Here is a 17,280-nt window from a genome sequence, read left to right on the forward strand (position 1 = left end):
TGTAATACAATGTTCCATTAGCAAATGTGTATGTGGGGATTTGTATTACAAAATTAGTTCTAGTATGATTTGAACCAGCTATAGTAGGATATCCTCCGGATGCATTTTTTATTGCATCTGCAGGCTGATTGAAAGAATTAGCAGTTCCTGCATATAAATTAAATCCTGCAAAGTCTGAAGCAAGTATTCCTGACCAAAAACTTATATAAACAGCATTATTGCTAGGTATCGCTTTTATATCATAAGGTGCATTATATTCATCTACAATTGTGATAAGTTCTTCATTACAAGATGTAAATAAAAAAATTGATGATATTATAAATATAAAAATTTTTTTCATAGTTAATAACTTAATATATTGGCACTAGGCTGATGACAATAATCTATTACAGCACTTGATGTACCATTAACACTCCTTACATATATTTTTCCATAATAGGAATTTCCGCCTTCTGTTATTTTTATTAAATAAAGTCTGTTAGCTGATACTTGTAAATCGGCAGCACCATATCCATTTTCTGGAGGAACTACAACATCGGTTAAAGATGTACCAGCAACTCTCATCATGCTTCCGCCGCTAACATTCCTAAAAACTAATTGAGTTCCGCTTAGAACTAAAGTTGCTATTGCTCTTCCAGTACCATCTATAGTTTCGCCTGCATTTACAGTTCTATTAAGTATTTCAGGTCTTGGAGTTCCCATTTTTACGAAATTATCATAATAGTAATAACTTTCTAATTGAGGGGTTATCTGATATGATGAAACCCATACATATATTGGTATACCGTTATTTAATTCATAACTTGTTAATGTATCTACTTCAGAACCGCCTGTAGAATAGTAATCACCTATTTTTATTGTATGGCTGTATTTCTTAACTGTTGTAAATGGTTTCTCTGTTATTGTAGGCAAATATTTTTGAGGACTGTATAATTTATATTTTCTAGGATCTGTGCTGTCTCCAAAATATATATTATAACCGCTGAATGAAGGCTCATTATTCTGTGCCTCAAATTCTACTGTTAATTGATTATCACCAGGTATAATTTTAGTTATATATGGCTGATTTAATTCTAAAGTTATTCCTGTAACATCCGGCAATCCGCATGAAATGGCTGCTAATATTAATAAAAGAATTAAAAATACTTTTAATACATTTTTCATATTTATATTATACAGATAATTGTAGAAATATCAATACATAATTTATTTATTGGTACTTCCAAATCCTCCCTCCCCTCTTTTTGTATCCGAAAGAGAATCTACTTCTTCAAAATTTATTTTTTCAACTTTAGCAAATACCATTTGAGCTATTCTGTCTCCATGATTTATAGTGAAAGGCTTATCAGTTAAAGATGCCAATATTATTTTTAGTTCTCCTCTGTAATCACTATCTATGGTAGCAGGAGAGTTAAGACAGAATATTCCATTTTTTAAAGCTAATGAACTTCTGCTTCTTATCTGTGCTTCATATCCTTCCGGAATTTCTATATAAAGTCCTGTGGGTACTAATACTATATCATTCTTATTTAATGTTATAGGTTCTTCTATATTAGCATGTAAATCCAATCCCGATGAACCAGCTGTTTGATATTTTGGCAGCGGATTTTTTGATTTATTTATTATTTTTATATTTAACATTATTTTCTCCTAATTATATAATTTTGATTAATTATTATTATTTGAATTATCTAAATAAAAAAGAAAGTATCATTATTATTATAAATGCTGTAATACCTTGAACAAAAGTAGCTAATGTTCTAGCTTTATACGCATCTTTAACACTTAAACCGGATAGTTCTACAACAATCCAAAAATAGCTGTCATTTGCATGAGAAGCTATCATAGAACCGGCACCTATAGACATTAATACTAATACTTGTGATATAGGAGTTGTAAATCCTAATGTATTTAATAGAGGTGCAAAAAGAGTAGCTACAGTAACAACTGCTATTGTAGAAGAACCCAGCATTATTTTTAATGCAGAAGCCATTATGAATGGTAATAATAATCCTATGTTTAAAGATACAAATATGTCTCCTAATTCAGGTATTATTTTTGCAAGTTCTGTTGATTTTAATACCTCGGCAAAAGCACCGCTTGCTCCAACTATTGCTAATATACTTCCGGATGCTCTTATACCATCACCTATCCACATAGATATTTCTTCCTTATTAAATTTATGTGTTAATAATAATGAAAATAGAAAACCTATAAATAGTGCCATACTAGGTTCGCCTAAAAATATGAAAATATTTCTTATTAAGCTGTCGCCAAGTTTAAAAGAATCAAATCTTACAATAGTACCTATAGCCATTAGTATAAGCGGAACAAATATAGGAGCTAATGATTTCCAGGCAGGAGGAAGTCCTCCGATGTCGCTAATTAATGTTTCATAAGTAGGAGATTTATCCGGATAATTAGGTTTTTTTATGTATTTTGATATAAATATTCCATAAATAGCCCCAACTAAAGAAGTAGGTATTGCTATTATTAAACCTATAATAATTACTGTAAGCAAATGTGCTTCCAAACCAAAAAGATTAACAACAGCAGCAGGTCCTGGTGTAGGAGGTATTAAAGCATGAGATGCATAAAGTCCTGTTGATAAAGCCACAGATAAAGCTACTGGGGAAGCCCCGCTTTTTTTAGCAACTGCTTTTCTTAATGGTGTAAGTATTAAATATCCGGAATCGCAGAATACCGGTATTGAAACTATAAAACCTAATATATTCATTGCTAATGCCGGATGAGATTTTCCAACTATTCTTATTACTATTTCTCCAAGTTTTAAAGCAGCACCGGACATTTCTAATATATTACCTATAATACTTCCAAGTACAATTATTATACCTACATTAGCTAAAGCATAACCAAAGCCTTTACCAATTGAAGCAGATATTTCAGTTATATAATTTGTTTCTTTATTAGTTGGAATATGCAAAGTAAATGCTAAAAATATAGCAACGAGCAGCATAGCGATAAATGGATGAACTTTAAATTTAATAGTTAAAACCATTACTACTATTATAGATATGGCAAGCATAGCTATTACAAAATAACTAATCATTGTATATCCTTTATAAATATGATGATATTAATTAAAATTTTTGATTATTTTGAATTAATCTTCTTCAGGAACTTCTGCGTGAATATAGCCTTCTTCAAAAAAATCTACTAGTTCTTTTTCTGCTTCTTTTGCTATTTCTAACATTCCTTCTTCATATTCAATTTCTAATATGAGATTTGCACCTTGAAATGCTCCAAGTCCCATTATATTGAATACACTTTTAGCATCGGCTCTAACACCATTATATAATAGAAATATACCTATGTTTGAATAATCGCTTTTACTTGAAATTTGAGATAAAACTCCGGCTGGTCTTAGATGCATTCCATTTTTGCTTTTGATTGTAACTACATTTGTTAATGTCATTAATTATCCTATGCTTTTAATATATACTTATTATAGTATATTTTTTTATATTTTTCAATATAAAAAATATACTATAATAGTAAGCATTTGTATATCTATACGAATATAAGATTATTTAACTATTAATTGGTTATAGATGTTTAATTTGTAAAAATATTAAATTGTTTTTTACTGCATTATTTTTATTATAAATTAATAAAAATATATAAATAGAAACTTGTTAATATATTATATTTTTTATTGTATGTTATAATTTGTATGAATTGTAAGAATAGTTTTGTGTAATTTTAAATTGAGATAAAATTATACAAAATAAAAAATTAAAATATTTAAAATGTATATTTTTAGTATATAAATGTCTAAATCTATATATATTTATTTATTAGGTATTGATATAATAAAAAAGTATTATATAATAATTTATACTATATAATAAAAATTATCTTTAAGAAATTATGGCGGAATAATTAGGTATGAAATTTAACAATCTATCATTTAAAATACCATTTGTTATAACTATATTATTAATAATTGTTGAAATAATATTAATAACTATAATAATTAAATTTTCTGTAAATTCTATAGAAAATACAGCAATAAAAACGCTTCATACAAGTTTATCATCATATAATGATATGATTAATCTTTATTTTGAAGAAAAAAATCTTGTAATGGATATATATTCTAAAGACACTAATATAATAAATTTCTTAAAAAATCCAACAGATGAAAACAAACTGTTAGCTGAGAATTCATTAAAGAGATTTACCGAAGAAGTGAAAGATACAGAAGTTTTTTATAATTATTCATTAGTAAATTTTAATGCTCAAATATTTTTAGATTCCGTTGGGGGAAAACTTTCAAATATAAACTATGGGAAAGATTCGGAAGATTGGAAAAGATTTGCAAATACAGGTTATGATTTTGCTGGAAGAGATTTTGTGCAGCCGTCATTTTATGATATTAATAATCCTATATATGTTATTTGGAAAGGTATTAAAGATGAAAATGGTAAAGTTTTAGGAGTATTAAATTCATCTATAAATTGGGGAAAATTTTTGAGGGAGTATATAGCTGGTAAAAAGATAGGAGATAATGGAACATTATGTATAATAGATAAAAATAGAAATATAATAGCACATACAGATACCAATAGATTGTATATGCTGCAAAGTGATGTGATTGATAATTCTTCTTATGTGAGAAGAGAAGATGCTAGAAAACCAAAAGAGGATTATTTTTTAAAATATATACTTGAACAGAAAGATGGTACTTATAAGTATGTTAATGATGATGGAGTTAAATATATATGTTCTTTTAAACCGATTAAAAACACATCTTGGTATTTAATTGTAAGTTATACTGATGATGAAATTTTTAAGGATGTTAATACATTAATTATAATAAATATTATTGTATCCATTGTTCTAATATTAGTTATTACTCTATTTTTATTCTTTTACAGTAAGACTATGCTTTCTCCTCTTAATTTATTAGTTAATGAAGCTAAAAAAATAGCGAATGGAAATATTATTATTGGTACTATTCCTGATAAATATTTAAGGAAAGATGAGATAGGAGAATTAGTAAAAACTTTTAGAGATATGAAAAGAGCAATTAGAGATATAATTGATATAGCAGAAAAGAGTATTAATGAAACAAGAGATAATGTTAATGAATTAGTATTAGGAGGCTCAACATTATCTGCTAGAACAGAGGAAAATATTATTGATATAGCATCTGTAGCAAGTTCAACTGAAGAGATAAGTTCTACAATACTGCAGACAAGCATGAATTCTGTTCAAATAGATAGTATGATGAAAGAATCTAAAGATATGGTTGATAAAGCATACGAGAGTATAATAGAAACAGCAGAGACAGCTAAACTAGTATCTGAAGTTTCTTCTAAAATAGGAAATATAACTAAGTCTATAGAAGATATAGCAATGCAGACAGGTCTTTTGGCTTTAAATGCATCTGTGGAAGCAGCACGTGCTGGAGATCAGGGTAAAGGTTTTGCAGTTGTTGCTTCTGAGGTTAGAGCTTTATCACAAACTTCTTCTGTATCTGTAAAATCCATTATAGAACTAATTAATGAAAGTAATGAAAAAATTAAAAAATCTGAAAAATCATCTATGGAATCTAAAAAATTATTTGAAGATATAAAAAATAAAATAGATGAAATGTCTGTAATTGTTAATGAATTTTCAATAGCTTTAAAAGAACAGGAATTAGGAATAAATAAAATAAATGAAAATATGGCTCATATAGAACAAGGTACAAAAAATAATGGAGAGTTTATACATTCATTAAATGATTTATCTAATTCTTTGAAGCAGAATACTTCTAATATAGAAGAGGCTATATCATTTTTTAAAAAGTAGATTATTTATAGTTTTTATTACATACCCCGCCCTATATGTATTATAATTCATTTTGAGTTTATAATTTAATTAAATAGAAATATGAATACCCGCCCTAGTTTTTATTAAATTCATAATCTCTTTAACGCACGGTTAACTTGTTATTATATTTTGTGAAATTTGAATTATGAATAAATCTTATTTTTTTACTTTATTCTGCGTGCAGTGAATAAATTTTAAATTTGATTTTCTAGTAAAAATTCTAAAGAGGTTGAATATAGCAAAAATTATTTATTAATATTTAATATCGATAATACCTTTTTTTATATAGGATTTATGTTATAATATTTTAACTTTTTGTAAGGATTTTTTATGGCTAATAATTCTATAGAAATAAGAGGTGCTAAAGAGCATAACCTTAAAAACGTATCACTTTCAATACCTCATAAAACACTAACTACTTTAACAGGAGTATCAGGAAGCGGAAAAAGTTCTCTAGCATTCGATACTATTTTCAAAGAGGGACAGAGAAGATATTTAGAATCATTGTCAGCTTATGCAAGACAGTTTTTAGGCGTTATGGCTAAAGCTGATGTTGAACATATCGAAGGACTATCCCCTACTATTTCTATAGACCAAAAAAGCGTAAATAAAAATCCTCGTTCTACCGTAGGTACCGTTACAGAAATCTATGACTTTTTTAGATTATTATTTGCAAGACTTGGAGTGCCTTACTGCTCTAAATGCGGACATAAAATTTCTAAGCAAAGCGAAGACCAAATTGCACAAAGCGTTTTAAGGGAGTTTGCTCAAAAAAGAATTCTTGTTCTTGCTCCTATTGTAAGAGATAGAAAGGGAGAGTATAGAAAAGAAATTGAAGAAGTAAAACTTGCAGGTTATCCTAGAATAAGAATTGATAATATAGTTTATAAATTCGATGAAGATGAAATACCAGAACTTAAAAGATATGAGAAGCATACTTTAGAAATAGTAATTGACAGAATAAAAGTTGAAGATAAATACCTATCAAGAATCACTGATGATATTGAGAGAGCTATAAGAATAACAAAAGGTTTAGTGGCATTCTATGAAGAACATGAAAAGAGTGAAGAAGTATTAGAAACACAAAGTCAAGAAAATGCTGAAGAAGATACAAAAACAAAAAAGAAAAAAATTAAAATGAGTAAGCAGTTTGAAATAGATAAGTATTATAAATTATATACGACTGAAAGATCTTGTGCTAACTGCGGACACTCTATTGCTGATATTGAGCCTAATTTATTTTCATTTAATAACCCTATGGGAGCATGTACAGTTTGCGGAGGACTTGGAGTTGAACATGTATTCACTGAAAAGCATATTGTAGAAGATGAAAATTTAAATGTTTATGATGGTGCTTTATCCTGTTTCGTAGATGATCATATTGGTTTTGATATGGAATATGGTATCGATGAATTAGAAGTGATTGCCAAGACTTATAAAATAGATTTAAAAAAGCCTTGGAAAGATTTAACTAAAACAGAAAAAAAATATTTACTTTATGGTACTGATAAAGAAGTAAAATGGAAAAAAAGATTTTGGTATCATAGCAAACTTGTTGAAGAAAGAGTTCCTGGAATTTTGGATAGATTAAAATATGATTATGAAACTTATAAAAATAGTTATTATGCTAATTTTATGGACGAAGTTGAATGTCCTAAGTGTAAGGGAAAAAGAATTAATGAAGATGCTTTGTCAGTAAAATTTAATGGAAAAACTATAGCTGATTTTTCTTCAATGACTATAGAAGATTTATATGATTATTTCACAAAATTAAAATTGAAGCCAAATGAAGAAGTTATAGGTGCTCCTATAGTAAAAGAAATTATTTACAGATTAACATTTTTGGTGAAAGTGGGATTAACTTATTTAACAATAGAGCGTTCCTCACCTACTCTTTCAGGCGGAGAATCTCAAAGAATAAGATTAGCATCACAAATAGGAAGCGGACTTGAAGGTGTATTATATGTACTTGATGAGCCTTCAATAGGTTTGCATCAATCTGACAATAAGAAATTAATTGAATCATTAAAAACATTAAGAGATAAAAATAATACTGTCATAGTTGTAGAGCATGATAAAGAAACTATGGAGGAATCAGACTATTTAATTGATATAGGGCCTAATGCTGGTGTTAATGGCGGTGAAGTTGTAGGCATTGGTGATTATGAAGAGTTTATAAAATCTGATAGATCATATACTGCTAAATATTTACGCGGCGATGATGATATAGAGATTCCTAAACAAAGACGCGAAGGAAACGGAAAGTTTTTAAAAGTAATTGGAGCTAATCAATTTAATCTTAAGAATATAGATGTTGAGTTTCCTTTGGGTGTATTTATTGTTGTTACAGGACTTTCAGGAAGCGGTAAATCTACTTTAGTTGAAAATATTTTAATGCGTGCATTGCATAATTATTTTTATGGTAAGACTTTAACTCCAGGAAGCCATGAAAGAATAGAAGGACTTGAAAATATTGATAAGGTTATAGAAGTTGATCAGTCTCCTATAGGAAGAACACCAAGGAGCAACCCAGCAACTTATACAAAAGTTTTATCGCCTATAAGGGATTTATTTGCAGCTACTAAACTTGCTAAAATGAGAGGATACGATAAAGGAAGATTTTCATTCAATGTAAAAACAGGAAGATGTCCTACTTGCGAAGGTGCAGGAGTTATAGAATTAGAAATGCAGTTTCTTTCTAATGTATTAGTGCCTTGCGAGGAATGCGGAGGAAAGAGATTTAATGCAGAAACTTTAGATGTTAAATATAAAGATAAAACTATTTATGATGTTCTTGAAATGAGTGTATCTGAAGCGATTGTATTTTTTGATGGTATAACTTCTATTACAAGAATATTAAAAATAATGGAAGATATAGGACTTGGATATATAAAATTAGGTCAGCCTTCCACTACTCTTTCAGGAGGAGAAGCTCAAAGAATAAAACTTGCAAGTGAACTTCATAAAATATCTACAGGAAACACTTTATATATATTAGATGAGCCTACTACAGGACTTCATTTCGAGGATATAAAGAAATTATTAAAAGCATTGGACGGACTTGTTGAGAAAGGAAATACTGTTTTAGTTGTAGAGCATAATTTAGATGTTATAAAATGTGCTGATTATATTATAGATATGGGGCCTTTAAGCGGGGATAAGGGAGGAAGAGTTGTTGCCGAGGGTAAGCCTGAAGATATAATAAAAGTAAAAGAATCTCTTACAGCAAAAGAACTTAAAGAAATATTAAAGCCTTCAAAAAAGAAAAAAGAAAATATCAAAACAGAAGAAACAAAAAAAGAAGAAAATACTTCTCTTATTATAAAAGGTGCTAATAAACATAATCTTAAAAATATAAGCTTGACACTTCCAAAAAATAAAATAAATGTCATAACAGGTGTATCAGGAAGCGGAAAAACTTCTCTTGCATTCGATACTATATTTAAAGAAGGACAAAGAAGATTCGTTGAATCGCTTTCTACTTATGCAAGAAGATTTTTAGGAAGATTTGAAGATGCTAATGTTGAAAAAATAGAAGGATTAGCTCCTGCAATTGCAATTGATCAGAAAAATGTAAGCAGAAATCCCCGTTCTACTGTAGCAACGGTTACAGAAATTTATGACTATTTCAGACTAATTTTTGCTAGAGTATCAAAACCTCATTGTCCACATTGCTCTGATAAAGATACTTTAAAAGCTGAAACTCCTTCCATACTTGCAACTGAAATTGTTGATACTATGGATTTGCATAAACTTGTTATAATTTCTCCTTTGTATCATAGCTCATTTAATCATAGATTTACTTTCGATGATAATGATGCAAAAGATATTAAAAAGATTATAGAAAAAACCATAGAAGCTGGTTATGTAAGAATGCAGATCAACAATAATGATTATGTTATAGATGATATTACAGATGAAGATATTAAAGAATTGTCTAAAGAAGAAATATATTCTGTAGGTATAGTAATTGACAGGATTGTTGTAGGAAAGGATAAAAGAGCTAGAATTGCAGATGCTATTGACAGAGCAATGGATTTATCAAATGGAGTAGCACATATAAAAGCCTCTCATGGAATAATAGTAAAAGAAAGTTTCCATACAAAATTTCCTGCCTGCTTGCTTCATGGAATATTATTTGATTTTGAAGTTACACCAAGACATTTTTCATTTAACTCTCATTGGGGATATTGTGAGGAATGTAAAGGACTTGGAAGCAAACCTACGTTCAGTATAGATTTAGCAATAAAAGATAGTACAAAACCATTATTTGATGGTGCATTAGATACAGCTATTCATAATATGTTTTCTACTCCAGGAAAGCATTATACAGATTCTTTAATGAGATTTTTAAGAAGAAGCGGAATAACAAAAAAAGATTTATATGATACTCCTTTCAATGAACTAGATAAAAAAGTTATTGACACATTCTTCTTTGGAGGCGATTATTCTGTAGGAAATGTTATTACTGAGTGGCATTCTAATAATGATGTTACAAGTGATGATTATTCAGAATGGAAGGATAAATCACTTGGTAAATTCTTTATTGATGAGGAATGTGATTCTTGTCATGGAGAAAGACTAAATGAAATAATAAGATCATACACTATACAAAATAAAAATATAAGCCAAGTATGTGCAATGACAGTTGAAGAAGCTATTAACTTCTTTGATGAACTTCCAAATCTTTTGACAGAAAGAGAAAACACTATATCAAAAGAAGCTATAAAAGAAATAAGAACAAGATTAAGTTTCTTGGATAAAGTAGGACTCGGATATTTATTTTTAAACAGAAAATATGCAACACTTTCAGGCGGTGAGGCACAGAGAATAAGACTTGCTAGTCAGTTGGGATCTAAACTTACAGGAGTACTTTATGTATTAGATGAGCCTACTGTGGGACTTCACCCAAGAGATACAAATCATTTGCTTGATACATTAAAAGAATTGAGGGATTTAAAAAATACTCTTGTAATAGTAGAACATGACAGAGATACTATGAAGGCTGCTGATAATATTGTAGATATGGGGCCTTATGCTGGAGCTTTCGGAGGTGAAGTAGTTTTTCAAGGTAAATATGATGATATATTAAAAGATGATAATTCGCTCACAGGAAATTATTTAAGCGAGAGAAAAAAAGTATTTGAGAAAACTGCTGTAAGAAATGAAGAAACTGAATGCATAAAATTAAAAAATGTTTCAACAAACAATTTAAAAAATATTGATGTTGATATACCATTAAAAAAGATAGTAGTTGTTACAGGAGTATCAGGAAGCGGTAAGTCATCATTGATAATAGACACTCTCTACCCTGCTCTAAAAAAACGCAGACTAAATCAATATTCAAAATTTGAAAGTGTTGAAATACCTAGCATTGTTTCTGATACTATATTAGTTGATCAAATTTCAATAGTTGGTTCTATTAGAAGTACATTAGTAAGCTATAGTAAAGTGTTCGATAAAATAAGAAACATATTTGCTAAAACGCCTACAGCAAAAGCAAAAGCATTCGCTCCGGGAAGATTCTCATATAACGGCAAAGAAGGAAGATGCAATATATGCGAAGGTAAAGGTATAAGAAAAATTGCAATGCACTTCTTATCTGACATGGAAATAGTCTGCGAGGCTTGCGGAGGTAAAAGATACAATGATGAAACTTTATCCGTAAGATTCAAATCTTTAAACATAGCCGAAGTATTAGAATTAACAGTTGATGAGGCAATAGAGTTTTTCGACTTCGACAAATCAATTACAAAAACTTTATCAATAATGGGTGAGGTTGGACTTGGTTATATAAAACTTTCTCAAAGGCTTGATACTTTCTCAGGCGGTGAATTACAGCGTTTGAAGCTTGCTACAGAATTAGCGAAAAAACAAGGGGATGAGCATATTGTATACATATTAGATGAACCTACTACAGGGCTTCATTTTGATGATGTTAATAAACTTCTCATAGCTTTAAACAAATTAGTAGAGAAAGGACATAGCGTTATAATAATAGAGCATAATCTTGATGTTATAAAAACTGCTGACTATATTATTGATTTAGGTTTAGAGGGCGGCACTAACGGAGGAGAAATCATTGCTAAAGGAACTGTTGAAGAAATTTTGGAGATGAAAAAAGGCTACACTTGGAAGTATATTTAGCATTGAAATTTATTTCTTACTAAATCATTTATTGTATTGATATTTTTATTTATTGTAGATGTTTCTCCTCTGCTATCTCCTCCTGAGTAGCTTAACCAATTAAAGCTGCCTATTATTGCAAAACTTTCATCACAAATCAATATTTTAGAATGATTATGATCTTCTTTTAAAATTAATAAATCCTTGTATTTCTTTTGTAGTTCATCTAATTTATTTTTTGAATCTTTATCAATAGAATTTTTATCATTTCTATTTCTCTTTTTCATACCATAAGATATTATTATTTTTATATTTCTTTTTAATGCATCTTCTATTTTTTCTTCATATAATTTTAATACTTCATATTTTATCCAAGGAGATTGAATGTATATAATTTTTGAAGCTTTTTCTAATATATATTTAAAATATTTAGGATGTTCAGAAGCATTTATTAATTTTCCATCTTCTATTTCATCAAAATTTGTATTTATATTATATTCTTTCTTAATTTTTTCATGCTCTTGATAATCCGCAGATTTTTTATTTGAGATTTCCATTTTATTAATAATTTTATTAAATTTTTCAGTATTTTCCTCATCTTCTATATAATTATTATTAATTATTAATCTCTTCTCGTCTCTATTATCATTAGTATAAAAGATACAATAATATTTTTCAAAAAACTTTTTTGTTATTTTTATTTCTGATATATTTACTATCTTATTATCTGCTTTGTATATTGTTTCATATAACACTTTATATACTGTTTTTATTTCTGTGATATTCTCCAACAATGTTTCTGTTCTAGGATAAACTAATAATTTTGGTTTTAATTCATATTTATCTTGTTCTGGAAAACTTTTTGTATCATATTTTCTATCAAAATTCACACTTATACCTTCTCCTGTAATTCCATCTATTTGTACATATGCCGTATTATTTTCTACTATATTTTCAAATGCATTATTTTTTATTTTCTTGCCTTTTTCTGTTATTGATAAGTTTTTTAAATCTATATATCCAGACATATTCAAATCTGATAAAATACTGTTAAATATATCATCATCTAAGCAAGTTATTTCTTTTAAAGTATCTAATATATTTATATCTCTAAATGATGCTAATTCTTCTATTATGGATAATATGCTTATATAAATTGGATGTATTTCTTTTTTTTCATTTTTTTGATATAAAACTGTAATACTATAATATGGATAATAAACTTCTCTTACATCATATATTGAATAATTTAATTCTTTATTATCATTATCAGAATAATAATCATAAAATTTATGATATATCATTTCTTTACTTATATTGTTTTTAGTAGTATTGTTAGTATTATTTTTCATTTTTCTACATCCATATAATTTTTGGCATCATAGATATTATATTTATCTGCATTGTTATATATATATCCTATTATACTTTTAAAAGGATTATTATTATCAGAAGTAGTACTTTTATATAAGAAATCTATATCTCCTACTATGACTAATAATTCTTTTGCTCTTGATAGTGAAACATTTAGCCTTTTTTCATCTGCAATAAAATCTATTCTATTTCCTCTTGGATTTTTTTGGCTTCTTACAGAGTCGTATATTATATAATCTCTATCACTTCCCTGAAAACTATCAACAGTACCTATATCTATATTTCTATCTTTAAAGTTATTTATATTATGATATAAATATTCTTTCAAAAAAACTACTTGTGCTTTATAAGGAGTTATTATCCCTATTGTTTTATTTAGATTATTATTATTAATTCCTTCAAATATCTCAAGCAATATATTTTTAATAATTTCAGCATTTAGTCTATTTATTTTTCCTGTTCCTTTTTTTTTTTTTTTTCTTTTTTCAATTTTAGAAGTTGATATAAGAACTACACTTGAAGTATATTTATTTAAATTATGATTTCTAATAATCTTATCACTAGTTGTTAATATTCCGTCATAAAATGCATTATTATATAATTGACATATTTTATCTTCACTTCTATAATTTGTTGTAAGTATATGTTTAAACAGGTGTTTTTTATCTTTTTCCATTCTGTTAAATATTCTTTCAAAAAAAGAAGTTTTTATATTTTCTATATCACTATTATCATTTTTTAATTTTGAAAATACATCATCATCTATTACAGGAGCTAATTGTTTCTGATCTCCTACTAATCCAAATTTATCTGACTTTATGATAGGTACTAATAATTCACTTAATGTTGCTCTTCCTGATTCATCTACTATTGCCATATTAAAAATAGTACTTCTCCAATCTTTTATAGATGAAATTCCTAAAAGTGTTCCAAAAAATACATTTATGTGCTTTAAGAATATATTTCCTATTTCATAATCTATACCGTTTTTATCAGATGAATGAACTTTACTGCTTACAGTCTGTATTTTTTCTAAAAAGTCTTTTTGTAAATGTTTAAATCTATCTTCTATATTAGAAGACTTAATATTTTCTATTGTGCCATTTATTATTTTATCCAATACTTTTTCTTCTGTGTATAATTGTGCCTTTTCACTAATTTTATTTTTATCGCGTCCTATTCTTAATACTTTTATATTTTCATTATCATCGCAAATTTTTTCTAATACATTATCCAAGGCCTGATTACTTTGAGATGATATTAATATTTTATTTCTTTTTTTATCTTTCAAAATATTTTTTATAATTTCAACGATTGTTGTAGTTTTTCCTGTACCCGGAGGTCCTTGTATAAGCATAAATTCAGACTCTGGTGCTAAACTTATAGCTTTTTGTACTGCTTCCTTTTGATTACTGTCTAAGTCTTTATTATCTATATATAAATCTTTTAAAGTAAAATCTTTTAACACAGATGGTTCATTTATTTTTCTAAGCAAATAAGGTATCTGAGCATTTCCTGATTTTAATTGATTTAATGCACTTTTTCTTTTATTAAGTAAAATTTCTTCTACTGTATAATCATAAGCTATATTATATTTTTGTTTTTCATCTTTTTTAAAAGTGTTATTTTTATTTAATTCTATTTTTTGTTTTTCATCTATCTCTATAATTATATTTTCTTTTCCATTTATTATAATATCTCTTTCAACTACTCCTGAACATATTATATTATCTTCTTCTAGATTTGCTATATCATCTATTTTATTTTTTTGATTATGAGGTACTTTACTTATAATTACCTTATTTCCTGTTTTAAACTCTTTTTTATCAGAATCATTGTATGCTAAAAAAGTTATAGTATTTGAAGATTTTGTAAGTTTATCAAATGAACAAATCTTTGCCATTTTTTTATCATTTAGAACCTCTTCCTCTTTTTTTAATAAGTCTTCTTCATTTTCTATTGATTTAATATCTATTTTATAGTTATTATATTCTTTTTTATTTTCTTGATATTTATTATATAATTCATCTACAAGACTTTTTATATCATTAAAATTATAAATATTATCAGGATTTCCTATTTTAAATTCAAATGATATATCATAGTACATAATACCATTTTTTTTTATATCTTCACTTTTTCTTGTGTCCTCACGTATTGAAAAACAAAAGAAATTATGAGGATTTTTATTGTAGTCTGCAGAACAAAACAATATTAAATCATCTATTAATATATGAATTTCATCATCATTTTCTCTTTCACAATATAATAAATACGGATAATGTTTTTTATTTTTAGATGATAAATGCAGGATTAAATCTAAATCTGAATTGATTCTATTAGCCATTTTATATTTATTAGCACATTTAATATGAATTGATATTAAATATTTTTTTTGATTTTGTGATGATATTACTTTATGTATTTTTATTAATTCTTCTTTTAATTCATTAGGTTTTATTCTATCATTTGGATTAATTTCAAGTGTTTTTTTTATTAAAGGAAATAATTTTTTATCTTCATTTTTTAAGTTATTTATATATTCTCCATTTTTATTATATATAATTTGAAAAATATTATCTAAATCTTCAGGCGATTTATATGATTTAAATATACTTTCATCTATGGAGTCCGTAAGAAGTTGCAGCATTGATAGTCCAAAAGAAAATATATCAGTTTCAGAGTTTATAGGTTCTTTTATCATTTGTAATTGTTCAGGAGAATGGTATAGAATATCTTTTTCTGTAGATATGTTATCTAAGCTTTTACAATACAAATAATTTTTTCCAAAATCAAGCAGATATACTGTATTTTCTCTATCTACCACTATATTATATGGTGTTATATTTCCATGAATTAAATTTTTATTGTGAAGAAATATTATAGCTTCTGATATTTGTATATAACATTCAACTAATATGCGTCTGTTTTTTTTTAAAGTATTATATATTTGTTCCAGATACATATTATTATATTCATAAATCATATAGAAATAATTATTATCTTCTTCTATTTCTATATTTAATATGTTTTTATGTTTGATAGATGATAAATCTTTTATTGTAAATGATATTATATCTGATTTTTCATTTTTTTGTATTGGAATTATATGATATTCTATATTATTATAGCTGCATTCTATGTATCTTTCATTGATTTTATTAATTTGATATTTATCTTTTATCTTATTTACTTCTGAAAAATCATCATACATAACTAATCCTAAACTATTTATTCTGCATAATATCATGAATTATATTAAATTGCAAATATTTAAGTATATATAATTAAGAGGATAGTTAAATAATAACTACCCTCTTATACACTTTATAAATAGATATTTTTATTATTCAAATATTGTTTTGTATCCGTCTTTCAAATAAGGTTTGATTTCTTCTGTTGGTATTAATACTCTAGTCTCACCTATTGCATAATGTCCGATCTCGTATATTCCCCAAGTAAATACTAAACCTTTTGATGTCAAATAGAAATTGTTGTTTTCTAATGAAAGTTCATCTAATCCGAAATAAGAATTAGCATCTCTGCCTTCTATTTTTACTAGCTTATCTACTATTAATTTAATCAAGTCAGCATTTTTTAAGTCTGTAATTAAATCTGCTATTTTTAATTGATTTCCTGTTTCTAATGAGTATACACTGTTTACTGCAGCATAGTTTCCATGTGCACCGCCTGTATATTCATAAACCATTTTATTTATAGATACAACTTTTTCACTTAAATAGTCTATGCCGAATTGAGAAGAATAATTTTCTATATGTGATATATAATCGGATTTTACCCACTCATCATATATAGGAGTCATTTTATTGCTTATTAAACTTTGAGCTGTTAATAATTTACCCAAATCATTGAAAGTGCTTGCATCAGTTATTCCAAAATCTTTATTTATGTCTAAATTAATTTTATCAATACTTGCAG

The 17,280-nt window shown here is 26.9% G+C and carries 9 protein-coding genes and 1 pseudogene; 2 read left to right on the forward strand and 8 right to left on the reverse strand.

Annotated features, from left to right (window positions below; all coding sequences use genetic code 11):
* The 5 genes and pseudogenes from Q0J90_RS01080 to Q0J90_RS01100 all read right to left on the reverse strand — a co-directional run.
* Positions 1–340, reverse strand: a pseudogene (locus Q0J90_RS01080) (hypothetical protein); the annotation flags it as partial.
* A 2-nt stretch (positions 341–342) separates the two neighbouring features.
* Positions 343–1,164: a hypothetical protein gene (locus tag Q0J90_RS01085; RefSeq protein ID WP_297276156.1), complete on the reverse strand. Its 822-nt coding sequence runs from the start codon at positions 1,162–1,164 to the stop codon at positions 343–345.
* A gap of 42 nt (positions 1,165–1,206) precedes the next feature.
* Complete coding sequence (gene dut / locus Q0J90_RS01090; RefSeq protein WP_028328393.1) at positions 1,207–1,641, reverse strand: dUTP diphosphatase; 435 nt, start codon at positions 1,639–1,641, stop codon at positions 1,207–1,209.
* 46 nt (positions 1,642–1,687) lie between these two features.
* Positions 1,688–3,070, reverse strand: coding sequence for a GntP family permease (locus tag Q0J90_RS01095; protein WP_297276157.1), 1,383 nt, complete (start codon positions 3,068–3,070; stop codon positions 1,688–1,690).
* Positions 3,071–3,124: 54 nt separating this feature from the next.
* A complete protein-coding gene (locus Q0J90_RS01100) occupies positions 3,125–3,436 on the reverse strand; it encodes an HPr family phosphocarrier protein (protein ID WP_028328395.1) in 312 nt (103 codons plus the stop codon).
* A 473-nt stretch (positions 3,437–3,909) separates the two neighbouring features.
* Here Q0J90_RS01100 and Q0J90_RS01105 point away from each other — a divergent pair, with 473 nt between their 5' ends.
* On the forward strand, positions 3,910–5,820 hold the full coding sequence (locus Q0J90_RS01105; protein WP_297276158.1) for a methyl-accepting chemotaxis protein: 1,911 nt from the start codon (positions 3,910–3,912) through the stop codon (positions 5,818–5,820).
* A gap of 351 nt (positions 5,821–6,171) precedes the next feature.
* A complete protein-coding gene (gene uvrA, locus Q0J90_RS01110) occupies positions 6,172–11,988 on the forward strand; it encodes an excinuclease ABC subunit UvrA (protein WP_297276159.1) in 5,817 nt (1,938 codons plus the stop codon).
* Here the strand turns inward: uvrA and Q0J90_RS01115 are convergent.
* The 3 genes from Q0J90_RS01115 to Q0J90_RS01125 all read right to left on the reverse strand — a co-directional run.
* The gene (locus tag Q0J90_RS01115; protein WP_297276160.1) at positions 11,985–13,319 is read right to left on the reverse strand and encodes a phospholipase D-like domain-containing protein; all 1,335 of its coding nucleotides are present in this window, start codon (positions 13,317–13,319) and stop codon (positions 11,985–11,987) included. The genes uvrA and Q0J90_RS01115 overlap by 4 nt on opposite strands.
* A complete protein-coding gene (locus Q0J90_RS01120; protein WP_297276161.1) occupies positions 13,316–16,555 on the reverse strand; it encodes an AAA domain-containing protein in 3,240 nt (1,079 codons plus the stop codon). The genes Q0J90_RS01115 and Q0J90_RS01120 overlap by 4 nt, the downstream gene beginning before the upstream one ends.
* A gap of 132 nt (positions 16,556–16,687) precedes the next feature.
* The coding region (locus Q0J90_RS01125; protein ID WP_297276162.1) for a DUF3298 and DUF4163 domain-containing protein at positions 16,688–17,280 on the reverse strand (593 nt) is incomplete at its 5' end.

The organism is uncultured Brachyspira sp. (assembly GCF_944390595.1).
Lineage (GTDB): Bacteria > Spirochaetota > Brachyspiria > Brachyspirales > Brachyspiraceae > Brachyspira.